This is a genomic window from Mesorhizobium sp. M6A.T.Ce.TU.016.01.1.1, from assembly GCF_003997065.1.
GTDB classification, from domain to species: Bacteria; Pseudomonadota; Alphaproteobacteria; order Rhizobiales; family Rhizobiaceae; genus Mesorhizobium; species Mesorhizobium mediterraneum.
On the sequence record NZ_RZTJ01000015.1, the window covers coordinates 108,970 to 126,125 of the forward strand.

At 63.7% G+C, this 17,156-nt stretch carries 18 protein-coding genes; 13 read left to right on the forward strand and 5 right to left on the reverse strand.

The features are described from left to right. The 3 genes from EOC94_RS23925 to EOC94_RS23935 all read left to right on the forward strand — a co-directional run bounded on the left by EOC94_RS23925 (window position 1) and on the right by EOC94_RS23935 (window position 3,500). A complete protein-coding gene (locus tag EOC94_RS23925; RefSeq protein ID WP_095484830.1) occupies window positions 1-696 on the forward strand; it encodes a response regulator transcription factor in 696 nt (231 codons plus the stop codon). Continuing rightward, a complete protein-coding gene (locus EOC94_RS23930) occupies window positions 684-2,270 on the forward strand; it encodes an ATP-binding protein (protein WP_127293903.1) in 1,587 nt (528 codons plus the stop codon). Before EOC94_RS23925 ends, EOC94_RS23930 begins: the two co-directional genes overlap by 13 nt. A gap of 63 nt (window positions 2,271-2,333) precedes the next feature. Continuing rightward, window positions 2,334-3,500, forward strand: a complete 1,167-nt coding sequence (locus EOC94_RS23935) for an FAD-binding oxidoreductase (protein WP_127293905.1) — start codon at window positions 2,334-2,336, stop codon at window positions 3,498-3,500. 71 nt (window positions 3,501-3,571) lie between these two features. Here the strand turns inward: EOC94_RS23935 and EOC94_RS23940 are convergent, their stop codons facing one another. Next, complete coding sequence (locus EOC94_RS23940; RefSeq protein WP_127293907.1) at window positions 3,572-3,997, reverse strand: GNAT family N-acetyltransferase; 426 nt, start codon at window positions 3,995-3,997, stop codon at window positions 3,572-3,574. 163 nt (window positions 3,998-4,160) lie between these two features. Here EOC94_RS23940 and leuD point away from each other — a divergent pair, with 163 nt between their 5' ends. After that, window positions 4,161-4,766: a 3-isopropylmalate dehydratase small subunit gene (gene leuD / locus EOC94_RS23945; protein ID WP_127293909.1), complete on the forward strand. Its 606-nt coding sequence runs from the start codon at window positions 4,161-4,163 to the stop codon at window positions 4,764-4,766. Window positions 4,767-4,820: 54 nt separating this feature from the next. After that, on the forward strand, window positions 4,821-5,741 hold the full coding sequence (locus EOC94_RS23950) for a hypothetical protein (protein WP_127293911.1): 921 nt from the start codon (window positions 4,821-4,823) through the stop codon (window positions 5,739-5,741). A 151-nt stretch (window positions 5,742-5,892) separates the two neighbouring features. Here EOC94_RS23950 and EOC94_RS23955 read toward each other — a convergent pair whose 3' ends face one another. Further along, window positions 5,893-6,687: a lytic transglycosylase domain-containing protein gene (locus EOC94_RS23955; protein ID WP_127293913.1), complete on the reverse strand. Its 795-nt coding sequence runs from the start codon at window positions 6,685-6,687 to the stop codon at window positions 5,893-5,895. A gap of 264 nt (window positions 6,688-6,951) precedes the next feature. Here EOC94_RS23955 and EOC94_RS23960 point away from each other — a divergent pair, with 264 nt between their 5' ends. From EOC94_RS23960 to rpsP, 8 genes are all read left to right on the forward strand, one after another. Next, window positions 6,952-8,199: an NAD(P)/FAD-dependent oxidoreductase gene (locus EOC94_RS23960; protein ID WP_127293915.1), complete on the forward strand. Its 1,248-nt coding sequence runs from the start codon at window positions 6,952-6,954 to the stop codon at window positions 8,197-8,199. Between the two features lie 100 nt (window positions 8,200-8,299). Further along, window positions 8,300-9,397, forward strand: a complete 1,098-nt coding sequence (locus tag EOC94_RS23965) for a putative zinc-binding metallopeptidase (protein ID WP_126104311.1) — start codon at window positions 8,300-8,302, stop codon at window positions 9,395-9,397. A 63-nt stretch (window positions 9,398-9,460) separates the two neighbouring features. Beyond that, window positions 9,461-10,060, forward strand: coding sequence for a DUF1236 domain-containing protein (locus EOC94_RS23970; RefSeq protein WP_127293917.1), 600 nt, complete (start codon window positions 9,461-9,463; stop codon window positions 10,058-10,060). A gap of 201 nt (window positions 10,061-10,261) precedes the next feature. Then, on the forward strand, window positions 10,262-11,206 hold the full coding sequence (locus tag EOC94_RS23975) for a type II CAAX endopeptidase family protein (protein ID WP_127293920.1): 945 nt from the start codon (window positions 10,262-10,264) through the stop codon (window positions 11,204-11,206). Window positions 11,207-11,273: 67 nt separating this feature from the next. Continuing rightward, window positions 11,274-12,215 carry a glycosyltransferase gene (locus EOC94_RS23980; RefSeq protein ID WP_127293922.1) on the forward strand — a complete coding sequence of 314 codons (942 nt, stop codon included), beginning with the start codon at window positions 11,274-11,276 and terminating at the stop codon, window positions 12,213-12,215. Between the two features lie 446 nt (window positions 12,216-12,661). Then, on the forward strand, window positions 12,662-14,269 hold the full coding sequence (ffh, locus tag EOC94_RS23985) for a signal recognition particle protein (protein WP_127293924.1): 1,608 nt from the start codon (window positions 12,662-12,664) through the stop codon (window positions 14,267-14,269). Between the two features lie 7 nt (window positions 14,270-14,276). Next, window positions 14,277-14,603, forward strand: a complete 327-nt coding sequence (locus EOC94_RS23990; protein WP_095484844.1) for a chorismate mutase — start codon at window positions 14,277-14,279, stop codon at window positions 14,601-14,603. Between the two features lie 51 nt (window positions 14,604-14,654). Then, complete coding sequence (gene rpsP, locus EOC94_RS23995) at window positions 14,655-15,056, forward strand: 30S ribosomal protein S16 (RefSeq protein ID WP_095484845.1); 402 nt, start codon at window positions 14,655-14,657, stop codon at window positions 15,054-15,056. An 80-nt stretch (window positions 15,057-15,136) separates the two neighbouring features. Here rpsP and EOC94_RS24000 read toward each other — a convergent pair whose 3' ends face one another. From EOC94_RS24000 to EOC94_RS24010, 3 genes are all read right to left on the reverse strand, one after another. Beyond that, the gene (locus EOC94_RS24000) at window positions 15,137-15,400 is read right to left on the reverse strand and encodes a glycine zipper domain-containing protein (RefSeq protein ID WP_095484846.1); all 264 of its coding nucleotides are present in this window, start codon (window positions 15,398-15,400) and stop codon (window positions 15,137-15,139) included. 156 nt (window positions 15,401-15,556) lie between these two features. Continuing rightward, on the reverse strand, window positions 15,557-15,967 hold the full coding sequence (locus EOC94_RS24005; protein ID WP_127293926.1) for a DoxX family protein: 411 nt from the start codon (window positions 15,965-15,967) through the stop codon (window positions 15,557-15,559). A gap of 135 nt (window positions 15,968-16,102) precedes the next feature. Beyond that, entirely contained in the window at window positions 16,103-17,008 is a 906-nt protein-coding gene (locus EOC94_RS24010) for a bestrophin family ion channel (protein WP_127293928.1), read from the reverse strand. Between the last annotated feature and the right edge of the window lie 148 nt (window positions 17,009-17,156).

Genomic DNA, 17,156 nt, shown 5'->3' on the forward strand with positions numbered 1-17,156 from the left:
ATGCCGCATCACATCCTGGTCGCCGACGATGATCCGCACATCCGCGAGATCATCTGCTTTGCGCTCGAAAAGGCCGGGATGAAGACGGTTGCCGTGTCCGACGGCGCTGCCGCCCTGCTGGCAATCGAGCGCCGCGCCCCCGATCTTGTCGTGCTCGATATCGGCATGCCGGAGATGGACGGGCTGGAGGTCTGCCGGCGGCTGCGGCACACATCGGACGTGCCGGTGCTGTTCCTGTCAGCGCGCGATGAAGAGATCGACCGCATCCTCGGCCTCGAAATGGGTGGCGACGACTATGTCACCAAGCCGTTCAGCCCGCGCGAGCTGGTCGCCCGCGTCAATGTCATCCTGCGACGCGCCCGTCCGACAAAGGCGGAACAGACCGACGACAGGCAGTTCTCGCATGGCAGGCTGGCTTTGGTGCCGGCCAGCCACGCCGCCAGCTTCGATGGCAGGCCGCTGGTGCTGACGGGAATCGAATTCGCGATCCTGAAAGGGTTTCTGGCGCGACCGGCGCATGTGCTCGGCCGCGACATGGTGATGGCCAATGCCTATGCAGCCAACATCCATGTCGCCGATCGCACCGTCGACAGCCATATCCGCAACATCCGCGCCAAGCTGGCGGCGGCCGGCTGCACGGACGCGATCGAGACCGTGCATGGCGTCGGCTTCCGGCTGGGCCGGTGCGGCGCGTGAGCGCCCAAAAATGGATTGGCAGCAAATGGCGGCCGCGCCTCGCCACCATCGTTGTCGCCATCCTCATCATGGTGATGGCGCTGCCGCTGGTCGGTCTGTTCTTCTTCCGGCTCTACGAGAACCAGCTGATCCGCCAGACCGAAGCCGAGCTGATCGCGCAAGGTGCCGCCCTTGCCGCCATCTATGCGCAAGAGGTCCGCGACGCCGGCATCCCGGCCGAGAAGCTCGGAGCGGCCGTGCCTGCCGCCAGTGCCAGCGATCCGAACTCTCCCTACCGGCCGATCGAGCCGCGCCTCGATCTTGCCTCTGACTCCGTTCAGCCGACCCGACCCGCGGCCACCGCCGCTGCCGTCGATCCCGCCTTCGCGGCGGTCGGGGCCCGCCTGTCGGGCATTCTTGCCGAGACGCAGAAAACCACGCTTGCCGGCTTCCGGCTGCTCGACGCAAAAGGCGTCGTCATCGCCGGACGCGAAGAGGTCGGCCTGTCGCTCAGCGCCGTCGAGGAGGTTCACGCAGCACTTGTCGGCCGCTACGCCAGCGCGCTCAGGCAGAGGATCTCCGACGAGCCGCCGCCATCGCTCTACTCGGTGAGCCGCGGCACGAGAGTCCGCGTTTTCGTCGCCCTGCCGGTCGCGGTCGCCGGCAAGGTCGCCGGCGTGGTCTACCTGTCGCGAACGCCGAACAACATCGTCAAGCACCTCTATGGCGAGCGCGGCAAGGTGGTGCTGGCGGCGATCGCCATCCTCGGCGGCACGCTGCTCATCGCGCTCGTCTTCCTGCGCACCGTCAGCCGGCCGATCTACGCGCTGATGGAACGCACGAAGCGCATCGCCGCCGGCGACCGCGAAGCGATCAGGCCGCTCGAACACCACGGCACGAGCGAGATGGCAGCGCTGTCCGCCGCCTTTCTCGACATGGCCGAAAAGCTGCATGCGCGCTCGGACAGCATCCAGACCTTCGCCACGCATGTCTCGCACGAGCTCAAATCGCCGCTGACGGCGATCCAGGGGGCGGCCGAACTGCTGCGCGATTCGGGCAGCGCGATGGATGAGGCCGAGCGGCGGCGGTTCTCGAATAACATCGTCACCGACGCCGGGCGGCTCAATTTGCTGGTGCGTCGTCTGCTCGACCTGGCGCGCGCCGAAAATCTTGCCCCCAGCGGCGAAAGCACGTCGCTCGGCGGCGCACTGGCGCTGCTGCCGGCCGAAGACAGGCTGGCGGTTCGTATCGAGGCGGGCGGTTATATCGGCCTGCGCATCTCGGCCGAGAACGCGGCAATCGTGCTGGCCAATCTCATCGACAATTCGGCGCGGCATGGCGCAACGCTGGTTTCGATCACGGCGGCGAGCGTCGACGGCAAGGCAACGATCCTGGTGAGCGACGACGGCGCCGGCATCTCGCCCAGCAACCGGGCCCGCATCTTCGAGCCATTCTTCACCACACGCCGCGATTCAGGCGGCACCGGCATGGGCCTCGGCATCGTGCTGGCCCTCCTGAAAGCGCATGATGGCACGATCCGGCTGGTTGACTCCGAGCGCGGCACGCGCTTCGAGATCATCCTGCCGGTTGTATGAATTGGAGCCTGATTCCGAAAACCGGCTTTCGGGATCATGCTCTAGAACTGGAGAAGCGAAAAAGTGCGCTACGACGTCGTGATCATCGGTGGAGCCATCGTCGGCTCCTCGATTGCCTATTATCTGCGCGGGGAAGGATTTTCGGGCTCGATTGCGCTGGTCGAGCGCGACCCGCAATTCGCCCATGCGGCAACGACGCTGTCCTGCGCTTCCATTCGCCAGCAGTTTTCGATTCCCGAGAACATCCGCCTGTCTCAGTTCACGCTAAAACTGTTTCGGCGGCTGACGGAAGAGTTCGGCGCCGACGCCGATATCGGCTTTCGCGAGGGCGGCTATCTCATCCTTGCCGGCGAGAACGGGCTGCCGATCCTGCGGGCCAACCACGAGACGCAGATGGCCGAGGGGGCCGACATCGTGCTTGAGGATGCCGAGACGTTGGTGCGTCGCTTCCCATGGCTGTCGGCAGAGGGCATCACCGCCGGCGCCTATGGCCGCAGCGGCGAAGGCTGGTTCGACGCGCATGCGATGCTGATACTGTTCCGCAAGGCGCTGCGCGAGAAAAAGATCGATTTCGTCACCGCTGATGTGACCGGCATCGAGCGGCAGGGCGATCGTGTCACCAGCGTCAGCCTCGACAATGGCGAGCGGCTCGAGGCCGGCATCGTCGTCAACGCCGCCGGGCCGAATGCCGGCAAGGTGGCTGATATGGCCGGGCTGGCGCTGCCGGTGGAGCCGCGCAAGCGTAATGTCTTTGTCTTCGAGGCACGCGAAAAATATACCGACATGCCGCTGCTGGTCGACCCCTCAGGCATCTATGTCCGGCCGGAAGGCTCGGTCTACATCACCGGCGGGGCCGAGCCGGAAGAGGGCGACGGTCCTGCCGATCCTGGCGATTTCGCGCCCGACTGGCCGCTGTTCGAAGAGATGATCTGGCCGGTGCTGGCGACCCGTATTCCAGCCTTCGAGGCGATCAAGCCGACACGCGCCTGGGCCGGTCATTACGACTATAACACGCTCGACCAGAACGCGGTGATCGGACCGCATCCCGAGGTGAAGAATTTCCTCTTCGCCAACGGTTTTTCCGGCCACGGCCTGCAGCAGGCGCCGGCCGTCGGCAAGGCGCTGGCCGAGTTGATCGTGCATGGCGGCTACCGCACGGTGGATTGCACGGCGTTTGGGTATAGCCGTGTCGCTGAAGGCCGGGCTTTTCGCGAGCTGAACGTGATTTGAGGGCAAGACATAGGGCGCGCGAAGGATCGCAGCAGTCGACGTGACTGTCGTCGCGATGGTCTTAGCGGCCGTCAGTGCTCGCGGCCGAACCAGAATGCGTCGGCCATGCGCGTCATGCCGATCCGCTCGTAGAAACCGACGGCATCGGGTACGGAAATCAGTGAGATGGCAACGGCCGGCCCGAGCTGCCGCCGCACTTCGTCGAGCAGGCCCTTGCCGATGCCGAGCCCCTGCGCCGATTTGCAAACGGCGAGCTCGGAAATGTAGCACACCCACGAGAAGTCGGTGACCCCGCGGGCGAGGCCAATCAGCGGCTTGCCAGGCGCATCGAGGCGCGCCGTCAACACCATATCCGCGCTGGCCAGCATCGTCTTCAAACGGGCTTCGTCATCGGTGGGCCGGGTGGCGCCGAGGCCGGATTCCACCAGCACGCGGCGGAACTCGGCAGCGTCGAGGGTTGGTTCACTGGCGTAGAGGATTTTGGATCGCGTTGTCATGCCGGTGAAAGTGTACCACAGGGCAATGGTTTTGAAGCTGCTTGGTGTCGATCTTGTGCTGGATCATCTGCGAGCAAAAACAGCCGCCTTTTATTTGCCCGCAGCTTTGTGTAAACCGGGCGCCAACACATCCCCCGCAGCGAAAAGAAGACGGGCAAAGACCATGGAAAAATTCACCAAGCTCACCGGCGTCGCAGCACCGATGCCGATCGTCAATGTCGACACCGACATGATCATCCCAAAGGATTATCTCAAGACGATCAAGCGCACTGGCCTCGGCAGCGGACTGTTCGCCGAAATGCGCTACAAGGACGACGGTTCGGAAAACCCTGATTTCGTGCTCAACAAGCCTGCCTACCACAAGGCGCAGATCCTGGTCGCCGGCGACAATTTCGGCTGCGGCTCCAGCAGAGAGCACGCGCCGTGGGCGCTGCTCGATTTTGGCATACGCTGCGTCATCTCGACCTCGTTCGCCGACATTTTCTACAACAACTGCTTCAAGAACGGCATCCTGCCGATCACCGTCAGCCCGGATGATCTGGAGAAGCTGATGGACGACGCCTCGCGCGGCTCCAATGCGACTGTGTCGGTCGACCTGGAAGCCAAGGAGATCCGCGGACCGGACGGCGGCGTGATCAAATTCGACCTCGACGACTTCAAGCGGCACTGCCTGCTCAACGGGCTCGACGACATCGGCCTGACCATGGAAAAGGCCGGCGCCATCGCCTCGTTCGAGAAGAAGAACGCCGAGCTGCGTCCCTGGGCCTGAACGGCAAGGTCGTACCGATGGCGGGTCTTCGCTTCAGGTGAAACGGAGGATGTCATGATACGCTCGCCTCTCGCCGGTGCCTTCGGACTGGCGTTGATCCTCCTGCCGATGGCGAGCGTGTTTGCGCAATCGCAAACGCCCGGTGCGACCGACAAGCCCGCCACCGACGACGGGTCGGGCGCGGGCAATTCGGCGGCTTCAGACGACGACAAGCAGGCGCCGGTCCCATTCGAGGGCGGCCAACTGACCATCACGCAGCAGGAAGAGTACGGCGAGAAGGTGCTGGCCTATGACGGCAAGCAGCTGGCCAGCAATTACGACGTCTTCTTCGACAGGATAGTCGAGGTCGGCGGCGTCAAGGTGGCGCTGGTCGATGTCGGCGACGGTGGCAACCAATGCGGACCGGCCAAGGTGATCGTCTGGAAGCCGGAAGGCAGCATGATCCAGAGCACCACGGTCGAGCAGGACGAATGCGGCGCGCCGCCGGCCGCGGTGTCCGACAGCGCCATCTATTTCGTGCCCTATCTCTTGCCGGGAGCTTCGAAACCGACGCTGCAATGGTCGCCTACGAGCGGGTTGTCGACCTCGGGCAATCTCACCTACATGCCGGAACCGGGTACCGACTGGAAGGATATCGATCCGGCGAAATACGACAACATCATCGACGCTTTCCACAACGAGGCTGTCTACAGAGAAGCTGAGACTCTGCTCGGCAAGGAGATGCCGGACATGGCGACCAGCCTGCTGGTCGGCGGCGGCACCGAGAAGACCGCGTCGGGCGCCTTCTATGCCAGCGGCTGCGTGCCGCATGATTGCGGCGGCAATGACGGTTTCATGGCGGTCGATCCGGCCAACCACAAGCTCTATTTCGCTCAGCGCGGCGACAAGCCCGAGCCGGACGCATGGCCGGCTGTGGACACGTGGCCGGCGGATGTCAGGGAAGCGATGGACAAGGCGCTAGGCACGCCGAATTAGCGTCTCTGCTTCGCGCCTTCGTTCCCGAGGCGAAGCCGAGCGGCGGCAGTCGTAACCCAGCAGCACGACCATTAGCCGATCCCCTCGACCTTAGAGCATCAACAAAAAAGCCCGGCGCGTGGCCGGGCTTTCCGTCGAATAGAGATTTCTATCAATCGCCATCGATCGCCGTGGCCATGCGGGCGATGGCCTGTTGGTAGACGCTCGCGGAATTCCAGCCAGCAATTGCGCCCATATTCGCCTGATAACCCGCGCCGGCCCGCCAACCATGACCCTTGAGGAAATTGGCAGTGGAAGCCAACGCAGTGCTCTTGTCGCGCAGATTTTTGTTGCCGACTCCATACTTCAAAACGTTTCCGGGGAGGAACTGGGTGTGGCCAATCTCGCCATGCGCGGCACCGACCGACGAGGCGCTCAACGCTCCGCGGTCAACCAGCTTCAGGGCTGCAACGCCATGCGGGTAAAAGAACTCCGGACGGCGGCAATCATAGGTAAGCGTTAAAATGGCAGAGACGGTATTCTGTTTGCCCATCGAAGCGCCGAAGCCAGTCTCCATGCCCCAGATGGCGAGCAACACACCCGGCGGTACGCCGTAGGTCCGTTCGATCTTGTCGAACAGCGCCGCGTTCGACTTCTTCAGCGCACGGCCCTTGGCAATGATCGCGGATCCGCCACGGCGCTTCATGAAAGCTTCCACCGAGCCGCTGAAAGCCTTGTGAAGGGCGCGGTCGACGGCGATCGTCTTTGTTGCGTAGGTCGCACGAGCCAGAGCGGCTAGACCCTTCGAGCCTACACCGTTGGCCTTGGCCTCCGCGGCGAAATCCGCCTTCCACGCTTCGAAGCCCGCACTCGTCTTGCCGCATTGGGCGGCCTGCGCACCTGTTGCCGCCGCAAGCATCATCAATGCTGCCGCTGCGTAAATCTTTCCCTTGGCAAGAAATGCCATGTTGCTCTCCTGGTTGCCTGGATCACGTCCCAAATACGAATTTGCCAGCGAAACGCTCGCTTGTCACTGTTGGAGCGGGGTTCGTCCACTTGGACGCAGTACGCTCTGACACTCTAAATCCGCGCATCGTGCTTTCTGAAAATCGATCCTGATTTTCGGACCGATGCGCTAAGAAGTCGTTTACGTATCCCCGCCGCAGCGCTGGCGAATGCCGGAGAACTTGCTTACGATCAAGTAATTATTGTGGCGGGGGCTGGAATATTGATGGATGACGTTGATGTCGTAGTCATCGGCGCCGGCTCGGCGGGACTTTCGGCCGCCAAAACCCTGCGTACAGCCGGCCTCTCTTTCAAGCTGTTCGAAGCGATGAACCGGATCGGGGGGCGCGCCTGGACCAGCGATCAGCATTTCGGCGTTCCTTTCGACATCGGCTGCGCCTGGCTGCACGCGGCCGACCGCAATCCCTATTTTCCCGAGGCGCAAGCCGCCCGCTGGACACTCCACCATCACGACATGAATGTCGATCATCTCTATTATCGCAACCGAAAGGCGAGCGAGGACGAAGAGGCCGCAATGAAGGCGGCCGATATCAGGCTGTTCGAGCTGCTGGCGGCGCATGAGGTCAGGGATGGCGACGACGACCGTCTTTCGGCGTTGCTCGCCAGGGGCCATGCGCCGCGCGCCGCCGCCACCTTCGCCGGGCCGATGGATTTCGGCGCCGACGAGGACGAGATATCGATCCGCGACTTTCAGACCGCCGCCGATCTCGAGCCGAACTATTTCACCAAGGAGGGGTTCGGCGCATTGGTCGCCCGTTTCGGTGCCGACGTGCCGGTCGAGCTGTCGACGCCGGTGCGGAAAATCCTCTGGGACGTGCCTGGCGTCGCCTGCGTCACCGATCGCGGCACCATTCGCGCCAAGGCGGCCATCGTCACCGCCTCGCCGGCGGTGCTCGCCTTCGAGGAGATCGAATTCGCGCCGGCGCTGCCCGACACGCATTTCGCTGCCTTCTTCGACCTGCCGATGGGCATGCTGACCAAGCTGCCTGTGGAGATCAGGGGCAAAAGGCTCGGGCTTGAGCCGTTCGACGACCTGCTGATCGAGCGGCTGGCCCGGCACGACATCTACTTCCTTTGCTTTCCCTTCGACCTCGACCTGATGGTCGGCTTCGTCGGCGGCGATTTCGCCTGGGAGATGTCGGCGGCGGGCGAGGCGGCAGGCGTCGACTTCGTCGTCGACCGGCTGTGCGCCATCTTCGGCGGCGACGTCAGAAAACATGTCGGGCGCGCCATGATGACCAATTGGGGCGGCGAGCGGTTCGTGCGCGGCGCCTATGCGGCGGCCCGGCCCGGCCGTTCGCGGGCGCGCGCCACGCTGATGCAGCCGGTCGCCGAAAAAATCTTCTTCGCCGGCGAGCATCTGGCCGGCCCGCTGATGCAGACCTGCGGCGGCGCCAGGCTATCGGGCGAGGCGGTGGCGAGAATGGTCGCCGCCCAGCTTGCGGCAAAATAGCATCGGCAGGAACGCCGGCCGCTGACGGGCGTTTGGGCGAAATGCCGCTCCGCACTATATCCGGGCCTGACGATCTAAGACCTGATGATTTGAGATTGGGATGAAGCTCTTCGATTGTCCGCATTGCGGGCACCGCCTTTACTTCGAGAACGCCCAGTGCCTGAACTGCGCCAGCTCCGTGCTGTACGATCCCAGGCATGCGCGCTTCGTCTTGTCCGGCGCCGGCGGCGTTTTCCAGTGCACCAATGCCGACGAGTGCGCTTGCAACTGGATGGCGGAACCGGGTCATGCCTTCTGTCGCGCCTGCATGCTGAACCAGTTGATCCCGGACCTTTCGGTCGATGGCAACCGCCGTCGCTGGATCCGCGTCGAAGCGGCAAAGAAGCGGGCAATCTATTCGCTGCTCGCTGCCGGACTGCCGGTCGCACCCAAGCGGAACGCCGACGACGAGGTCGGCCTCGCCTTCGACTTCCTCGCCGATCCGATCGGCGGCGGTCCGGGTGGCGGACGTATCCTGACCGGCCATGGCAACGGCCTGATCACGCTCAATGTCGCCGAGGCGGACTCGGCCGAGCGCGAAAGACGGCGCGTCGAGATGGGCGAGAACTACCGCACTTTGCTCGGCCATTTCCGCCATGAGCTTGGCCACTACTACTGGGACCGCCTGATCCGCGACGACCCGCAACGGCTCACCGCCTTCCGCGCATTGTTCGGCGACGACCGCGTCGATTACGAGCAGGCGCTGAAGGCCTACCATGCCAATGGTGCTGTGCCCGACTGGCAGCAGGGCCACATTTCGGCCTATGCCACGTCCCATCCCTGGGAGGACTGGGCCGAGACATGGGCGCACCATCTGCACATCACCGACACGCTGGAGATGGTGCATGCGCTGAATTTCCCGCTCGGCCGGCTGGAAACCGTGGAGGCCAACGACCTGTCGCGGGGCGACACCGGCGGCGAGTTGCAACCGGCGCCGTCGGAACCTGCCGCCGTTCCCGAACCGTTCGAAAAGATCCTGGCCCGCTGGCTGGTGCTGTCGGAAGCGTCCAACTCGATCAACCGCTGCATGGGCCTGCCGGACCTCTATCCCTTCGTCATCTCGGAGGTGACCGCACAGAAGCTGGCTTTCGTCCATGAACTCCTGACCGGTGTGGCGAAAGAAACTGGAACAAAACGTGAGCCGGCCGAGGCATTTTAGCCGGAACGCATGAGGTCTTGTTTCGTTTTCGTTCGCGAGGGATTACGAAAACGGAGCGAAATCATGAAACGCATACTGCTTCCTGCCGTCGCTGGAGCGCTTGTCGCCATTTCGGGCGCAGCCTTGGCCGATACCGCCGTCTCGGCTGTCGCCGATCTCAACGTGCGCGCCGGCCCCGGCCCGCAATACCCGGTCATCGGCACGCTCGCTGCCGGTCAGTCGGCAACGCTCGAGGGCTGCATCCAAAACAGCAAATGGTGCACCATTGCGGAGGCCAATGGCCAGGGCTGGATCTATTCCGACTACGTGACGGCCGATTTCGGCGGCAACGACGTTGTCCTGACCCGGCGCCCGGCCGACGCAGGCATCGCCATCGTCGAAGCGCCCGCCGACATGGACTATGACGATACCTATACCGGAGCGATCGTCGCTGGCGAGCCGATCGAGCCGATCAGGCGGCCTCCGGCCGAAGTCCGCACCTATATCGACACGAACCGGCTCGACCCGGTCTATCTCGAGGGCGAGGTGGTTACGGGCGCGACCTTGCCCGATACCGTCGAGCTGCGCGAGATTCCGGACTATGACTACCGCTATGTCTATGTGAACGGCCAGCCGGCACTGGTCGATCCGGGCACCCGACGCATCATGTACGTCGAGCGCTGACATAACCAAGCAACTAGGCCGGCCGCTGGGGCAAGAGCAACGGCGGCCGCCTCGGTCCGATATCGTTTCATCCAGAGCTTCGCGCTGGAGCGGCGTGCCGCCGCTCCAGCTTTTTGAGCACCGGATTTTCCCAAAAACAGTTCCACTTTTGGGTCCGATGCTCTAGATCATGCGACCCGATGCATCAGGCAAGGAACCCGCGTGACGATCGATCCAACCGCTTTCGAGCGTTACCGGCATATTCCCAACGCCAAGACGACCCTGCCGCGCCTGCTGCTCGGAACGGCGATCGTCATCCTGTTCTGGGTCGCGACAACCGTCGCCGTGCTGTTCGGCGGCACCTATCTTTTTGTTATCTGGCAGGCATCATCGGCCCCGATAGAGGGAGGGGCGGTGCAGAATTTCATGGCTTCGCCTGCCGGAATCCTCGCCGCGCTCGCTTCCTTTGCCGGAATCTGGCTCGGCCTGTGGGCTGCCATGCGCTGGGTCCATCGCGAGCCGCTGTCGGTGCTGATCGGTACCAGCCGCCGCGTTTCGCGCTCGGGATTCCTCAAGGGATTGGCCGCGGTGCTGATCACATCGCTGCTCTCCGAAATCCTGCTCTATCTCCTGCAGCCCGAGATTGCGCGCGGTGCGATCGGCCTGTCGTCCTGGCTGCTGTTCCTGATCCCGATCGCTGCGCTGACCCTGCTGCAGACCTCGTCCGAGGAAGTGCTGTTCCGCGGCTATCTCCTCAGGGGCCTGGCCAACCGGTTTAAAAACCCCTTTATCTGGGCATTGCTGCCAGGACTTCTGTTCACCTCGATGCATTGGAGCCCAAGCTCGAGCGCCGCCATCAACGCCTGCGTGCTGGCCTCGATCGCCGCTTTTGCGCTGCTTCTGACGCTTGTCGTCTATGTCACCGGCAATCTCGGCGCGGCCTTCGGCGCTCATCTCGGCAACAATCTGACCGGCTTCCTGCTGATTTCGCACCAGCAAAGCTACAATTCCTTCGCCCTGTTTAACGCCAAGCCGCTCGAAGGCGCCGGCTGGACGACGCTTGATGCCGTCCTCATCGCGGCGATCGGCATCGTCTGCAGCCTGTTGACGATCCTGCTGCTGCTGGATCCGCGCTCGCCGCTGAAGGTCGAGCCGGATAGACCATGATCCCAAAAAGTGGAAACCGGTTTTTGGGTAAGATCATGGTCAAGCAAAAAACTGGCGGGCCAAGCTGATGCGCATCGCACTGGCGGTGACCGGAACCATCCCCTCCAGGGGCTATGGCGGCACCCAGCGCCAGGTCGACTGGTTGGCGTCGGAGCTTGCCCGGCTTGGCCATCGCGTCGTGCTGATTGTCGATCCCGGCTCGAGCCACCCGCTTTGCGAGGTGCGGCATGCATCTTCGGAAGCGCAATGCCGGGCCGCCATCCCCGCGGACGCCGATATCGTCCACTTTCACAGCTGGTTTCTCGACGTTCCCTTCCCGACCCTCAACACCGCGCATGGCTTTTCCCCGGAAAAGCCCAGGCCCCAGGCAAACTGGAGTTTCGTCAGCGCCAGCCACGCGCGCAACCACGGCAGGAAGACCTTCGTCTGCAACGGCTTTCCGACTGACACCTACCGCCTGGCCGGTTCGAAGAACGACCACCTTCTGTTTCTCGCCGGCATCGCGCGCGCCAGCAAGAATCTGAATCGCGCGGTCGATCTCGCGAAAAAATTCAATTTCCCCCTCGATATCGCCGGCGGCTCGCGCTGGAAGCTTTTGACGCGCAGCCAGGTCCGGCGCGATGGCGTCTTCTTCAAGAGCCTGGGCAGCCGCTTTCGCTTCCATGGCGTCGTTGATGGTGAGGAAAAGCTTCGCCTGCTGGGCGCGGCAAAGGCCTTTCTCAACCCGATCGCCTGGGAAGAGCCGTTCGGCATGGCGCCGGTCGAGGCCATGCTGTGCGGAACGCCGGTGCTGACAACGCGGCGCGGCGCCATGCCCGAGATCGTCGACGACGACACCGGACGGTTCTTCGACAGCGATGAGGAATTTGCTGCGGCCCTCGACGCGATCGCCGGCCTTTCCCCGCAGCGCTGCCGGGACTCTGCCGTCGACCGATTTCCAATCTCCCGCACCGCAAAGGGCTATCTCGATCTCTATGCCCGGATCCTCGACGGCGAAACGCTGCCGTGAATCGCCCCTTTTTTCCTTCTCCCCTTGTGGGAGAAGGTGGATTGGCGCGCAGCGCCAAGACGGAAGAGGGGTGTTGGACGGAGTGCCGTCGCAGCCAAGCTGGAGCACCCATCATCCGACCGAGCTTCGCTCGGCCACCTTCTCCCACAAGGGAAGAAGGGAAGGGCCGCACCTGGCCGAATTCGGCCCACGCCTTGACTCCGCGCCCGATTTCCTGTCTACACGCCGCGAATTCCGCGACGAGTATCCCTCCGAGCAAGCCGACCGGGACGCCGAAACCTCGTTGAGGTGACGTGCTGTAAATCGATCCTGGAGGCCAACATCCGGCAGCGCTGTGCGCCCCCGGGTGCTTTTTGGCTTTGGACTTTTGCTCGGACTGTTTGGACACTGGGCGCGAACGCATTACCTCTCGGGCATCATCCGGGTGCCAGGGAAAAGGAAAAAGAATGTTTGAATCGCTACAGGAACGTCTTGGCTCGATCCTGAACGGCCTCACCGGCCGCGGTGCCCTGTCCGAGGCCGATGTCTCGGCGGCGCTGCGCGAGGTGCGCCGTGCGCTGCTCGAGGCAGACGTGGCGCTGGAAGTGGTGCGTTCCTTCACCGACAAGGTGCGCGAGAAGGCCGTCGGCGCTGCTGTGGTGAAGTCGATCAAGCCGGGCCAGATGGTCGTCAAGATCGTCCATGACGAGCTGGTCGAGATGCTGGGCGCCGAGGGCGTCGCCATCGACCTCAACGCACCGGCTCCGGTCGTCATCATGATGGTTGGCCTGCAGGGCTCCGGCAAGACGACGACATCGGCCAAGATCGCCAAGCGCCTCAGCGAGCGTCAGAACAAGAAGGTCCTGATGGCCTCGCTCGACACGCGGCGTCCCGCCGCGCAGGAGCAGCTCCGTCAGCTCGGCGAGCAGGTCAAGGTCGCCACGCTGCCGATCGTCGAGGGCCAGACGCCGGTCGACATCGCCCGCCGCGCCGTGCAGGCGGCAAAGCTCGGCGGCCATGACATCGTGATCCTCGACACCGCCGGCCGCACCCATATCGATGAGCCGCTGATGGTCGAGATGGCCGACATCAAGAAGGTGTCGTCGCCGCACGAAATCCTTTTGGTCGCCGATTCGCTGACCGGCCAAGACGCCGTCAATCTGGCGAAAAGCTTCGATGAGCGCGTCGGCATCACCGGACTGGTGCTGACCCGCATGGATGGCGACGGCCGTGGTGGTGCAGCACTTTCCATGCGCGCCGTCACCGGCAAGCCGATCAAGCTGATCGGCACCGGCGAGAAAATGGACGGGCTGGAGGAATTCCATCCCAAGCGCATCGCCGACCGCATCCTCGGCATGGGCGACATCATCAGCCTCGTCGAAAAGGCTGCCGAAAACATCGACGCCGAACAGGCGGTGGCGATGGCCAAGAAGATGCAGTCGGGCAAGTTCGACCTGAACGACCTTGCCGGCCAGCTTCAGCAGATGTCGAAGATGGGTGGCATGGGCGGCATCATGGGCATGATGCCGGGCATGGGCAAGATGAAGGACCAGATGGCCGCCGCCGGTCTCGACGACAAGATGTTCGGCCGCCAGCTCGCCATCATCTCGTCGATGACCAAGGCCGAGCGCGCCAACCCCGACATTCTGAAGCACTCGCGCAAGAAGCGCATCGCCGCCGGCTCCGGCACCGATGCGGCCGAAATCAACAAGCTCCTGAAGATGCACCGCGGCATGGCCGACATGATGAAGGCGATGGGCGGCAAGGGCAAAGGTGGTGGCCTGATGCGCGGCATGATGGGCGGCCTGGCGCAGAAGATGGGCCTCGGCGGCATGATGCCAGGGGGTATGGGCGGCCCGGGCGGCATGATGGGCGGCGGCATGCCGGACCTGTCCAAGATGGATCCCAAGCAGCTCGAAGCCTTGCAGAAGCAGGCGCAGGCAGCCGGTCTCGGCGGCATGAAGGGTCTTCCCGGCGGCCTTCCCAGTGGTGGCGGCCTGCCCGGGCTGCCCGGCGGCATGAAGCTTCCTGGTTTGGGCGGTGGCGGGCTGCCCGGACTCGGCAAGAAGAAGTGAGGGCGCCATGAACGAAGAAAAGGACATGGCCGACGCACGTGCGGCGCTGGTCGACTACCGCGCCTCGATCGACAACATCGACGCGGCGCTCATCCACATGCTGGCCGAGCGTTTCCGCTGCACCAAGGCGGTCGGCGTGCTGAAGGCGTCGCATGGCCTGCCGCCGGCCGATCCGGCGCGGGAGCAGCAGCAGATCGCCCGCCTTCGCCAACTGGCGAAGGACGCCCATCTCGACCCGGATTTCGCGGAGAAGTTCCTGAACTTCGTCGTCCGCGAAGTGATCCGGCATCACGAGCAGATCGCCGCATCAAACGGCGTTACGAAAACCGGCTGACAACAATCATAAACCCCGATCAACGAAAATAAGAGTTTTAGGAGAAAAGAAATGCCACTGAAAATCCGACTGGCCCGTGCGGGCTCGAAGAAGCGTCCCTATTACCACGTCGTCGTCGCCGACGCCCGTTCGCCGCGAGACGGCCGTTTCATTGAGTCGCTCGGCTCGTGGAACCCGCTGCTCCCCAAGGACGGCGAGCGCGTCAAGGTCGACGCCGACCGCGTCAAGCATTGGCTCGAGCACGGCGCCCAGCCGACTGACCGCGTGCTGCGCTTCCTCGACGAGGCCGGCATTGCCAAGCGAGAGGCCCGCTCCAACCCGAAGAAGGCCGAGCCCGGCAAGAAGGCGCAGGAACGCGCCGCACTTCTGAAGAAGGCTCAGGAAGACGCAGCCGCCGCTGTTGCCGCCGCGGCAGCCGCGCCGGCCGAGGCGGAAGCCGCGACCGCCGAATAATTCGCTTTCTATCCCCTACGAAACGGCGGGCGCTTTTGTCCGCCGTTTTGCTGTTTCGTCCGACTTATGACGTGGCCCGATCAATAGCCTTCCGGGCAGCGGGCGATGTAGACACGCCCATTGCGACCGCGATAGCGGCACTGGCCGCTTTCCGTGGCACGACCGATCAGTGCGCCGGCGACGGCGCCGACAGCACCACCGACCAGCGCACCTCCAACTGCGTCATCGGCCACTGCAGCACCGACCGCAGCGCCGCCCAGGCCACCGACCGCAGCGCCCTGTTCTGTCCGGGAGCAGGCTGCGAGCGAGGTTGCCAATACCATCAGGACTACCAGTTTCTTCATTGTCGTTCCTCCCAAAACGGGGGTTTTCCGTCCTCACCGCCACATCTCCTAACTCGCAACCGGGCGATTTGATCCAAAGGCAACGAAGAAGGGCAGCGGCAGAAAGCGCCCTCTCTGGTGGCGCGACCGCCATAGAACGGCTTTCGAGACCGCCGCTTAACGCGTGAAAGGGATCAGCGCGCGCACCCTGGGATCGCGCAGGAAAAGGCCGCCCCACAGGATGACGCCGAGATAGACGCCGAACAGTGTGTGCGAGAATAGCGGGCTGCCGATACGTATATGGGTCGCGATCGCGCCGCCGAGATAGGCGGTGAGCAGGATGGCGCCGAGCACCGCGGTGCGCGGCACCGCATAGAGCGCGGTCGAGACCAGCCCGATGATGCCGAGCATGCGCGAGACATTGGGATCGGCCGGCCAGCCGAGCTCAACCATGGTTTGGGTGACGATGTCGAGCGGCGGCAGCTTGATTACGCCGTCGAAGGTCATGAACAGCACGATGAGGGCGCCGAGCCCACGGCCGGTCCATAGCGCGCGCGGCGTGACGGATGCTGTTTGAGATATGGTCATTGACGTTCCCTTCGGCTGTTTTGAGCACTGATCCTCTTAGCCAGGACCCGAACCAAGGACGCGGCGCGCGACGGCGATCCGACACGCCTACGATTTTTTGGGCGCGCGGTGCTGCGATGGGCGCGGGAACAAACCCTAGGAGAAATAGAACTTTTCGGCAGGGATCATTTTCGGCGGCGCCTCGCCGAGCGCCTCGAACACCGAAATTTCACAGACGCGGCACAGGCCGTCGAGGGCGAGATCGTTGGCCTCGGTGCCGAACGGATCCTCGAGCTCTTCCGAAAGCGCGTCGAGGCCGAAGAAGGTGTAGGCGATCAGCGCCGTGAACAGCGGCGTCGCCCAGCCGGCCGTCGAAGCGAGCCCAAACGGCAGCAGCAGGCAGAAGATATAGGCGGTGCGCTGCAGGAGCAGCGTGTAGGCAAACGGAAGCGGTGTTCCCATGATGCGCTCGCAGCCGGCCTGCGCTGCGGCGATTTCAGCCAGGCGCTCGTCGAGGATGCGATAGCCCACGACGTCGATCGCCCCGGACTTGTACAGCGCGGCGGCTCGCTCGCCCATCCGCCGCACCATGGCGTCGGGCGGGTTGGCCGCGCTGGCGGCTTTTTCGGCTTCGTCGCCGATGAACGCGCGTGCATCCGACGTGGCGTCCACCCGCCTGAGCAGGCCGCGCAGGAAGTGGCAGAAGGCGATCGCCTCCATCAAGAAGCCACGCAGTTCCGCCCGGTTTTCGATCAGCCCGGTGCTGGCACGTGCCAGATTGCGGATGTCGAAGACAAGCTGGCCCCACAGCTTGCGCGCCTCCCACCAGCGGTCATAGGCGGCATTGTTGCGGAAGCCGAGATAGATCGACAGCGCCACACCGAGCAAGGCGAACGGCGCGGGGCCGGCATTGCCGAAATCGAGCTTCAGCGCCCTGACCGCCAGCACGACCAGCGCGCCATAGACGCCGAAGCCGAAGATTTGCGGCAGGATGCGCGGCACCACCGAGCCGCGCATGATGAAGAACAGATGCAGGAATCCCGGCCGCGGGCGAACGATCATCGAAACCCCTTTCACGGACCGACAATGGTCCTGATCGGTTACATTGTGCGATGCAGTACACGAACAAGCCCGGCCGCCAGCGACATGGCGATGTCGTCTTGCCGGTTTGGGGCAAAGTAAATTATCGAAAATCCGCAAGATATTCGGG

Coding starts and splice junctions, on each gene's coding strand:
- EOC94_RS24005 (WP_127293926.1), bottom strand. CDS start 15,967: ATGACCATATCTCAAACAGCATCCGTCACGCCGCGCGCGCTATGGACC.
- leuD (WP_127293909.1), top strand. CDS start 4,161: ATGGAAAAATTCACCAAGCTCACCGGCGTCGCAGCACCGATGCCGATC.
- EOC94_RS24010 (WP_127293928.1), bottom strand. CDS start 17,008: ATGATCGTTCGCCCGCGGCCGGGATTCCTGCATCTGTTCTTCATCATG.
- EOC94_RS23990 (WP_095484844.1), top strand. CDS start 14,277: ATGAACGAAGAAAAGGACATGGCCGACGCACGTGCGGCGCTGGTCGAC.
- EOC94_RS24000 (WP_095484846.1), bottom strand. CDS start 15,400: ATGAAGAAACTGGTAGTCCTGATGGTATTGGCAACCTCGCTCGCAGCC.
- EOC94_RS23940 (WP_127293907.1), bottom strand. CDS start 3,997: ATGACAACGCGATCCAAAATCCTCTACGCCAGTGAACCAACCCTCGAC.
- EOC94_RS23970 (WP_127293917.1), top strand. CDS start 9,461: ATGAAACGCATACTGCTTCCTGCCGTCGCTGGAGCGCTTGTCGCCATT.
- ffh (WP_127293924.1), top strand. CDS start 12,662: ATGTTTGAATCGCTACAGGAACGTCTTGGCTCGATCCTGAACGGCCTC.
- EOC94_RS23950 (WP_127293911.1), top strand. CDS start 4,821: ATGATACGCTCGCCTCTCGCCGGTGCCTTCGGACTGGCGTTGATCCTC.
- EOC94_RS23955 (WP_127293913.1), bottom strand. CDS start 6,687: ATGGCATTTCTTGCCAAGGGAAAGATTTACGCAGCGGCAGCATTGATG.
- EOC94_RS23925 (WP_095484830.1), top strand. CDS start 1: ATGCCGCATCACATCCTGGTCGCCGACGATGATCCGCACATCCGCGAG.
- EOC94_RS23960 (WP_127293915.1), top strand. CDS start 6,952: ATGGATGACGTTGATGTCGTAGTCATCGGCGCCGGCTCGGCGGGACTT.
- EOC94_RS23965 (WP_126104311.1), top strand. CDS start 8,300: ATGAAGCTCTTCGATTGTCCGCATTGCGGGCACCGCCTTTACTTCGAG.
- EOC94_RS23980 (WP_127293922.1), top strand. CDS start 11,274: ATGCGCATCGCACTGGCGGTGACCGGAACCATCCCCTCCAGGGGCTAT.
- rpsP (WP_095484845.1), top strand. CDS start 14,655: ATGCCACTGAAAATCCGACTGGCCCGTGCGGGCTCGAAGAAGCGTCCC.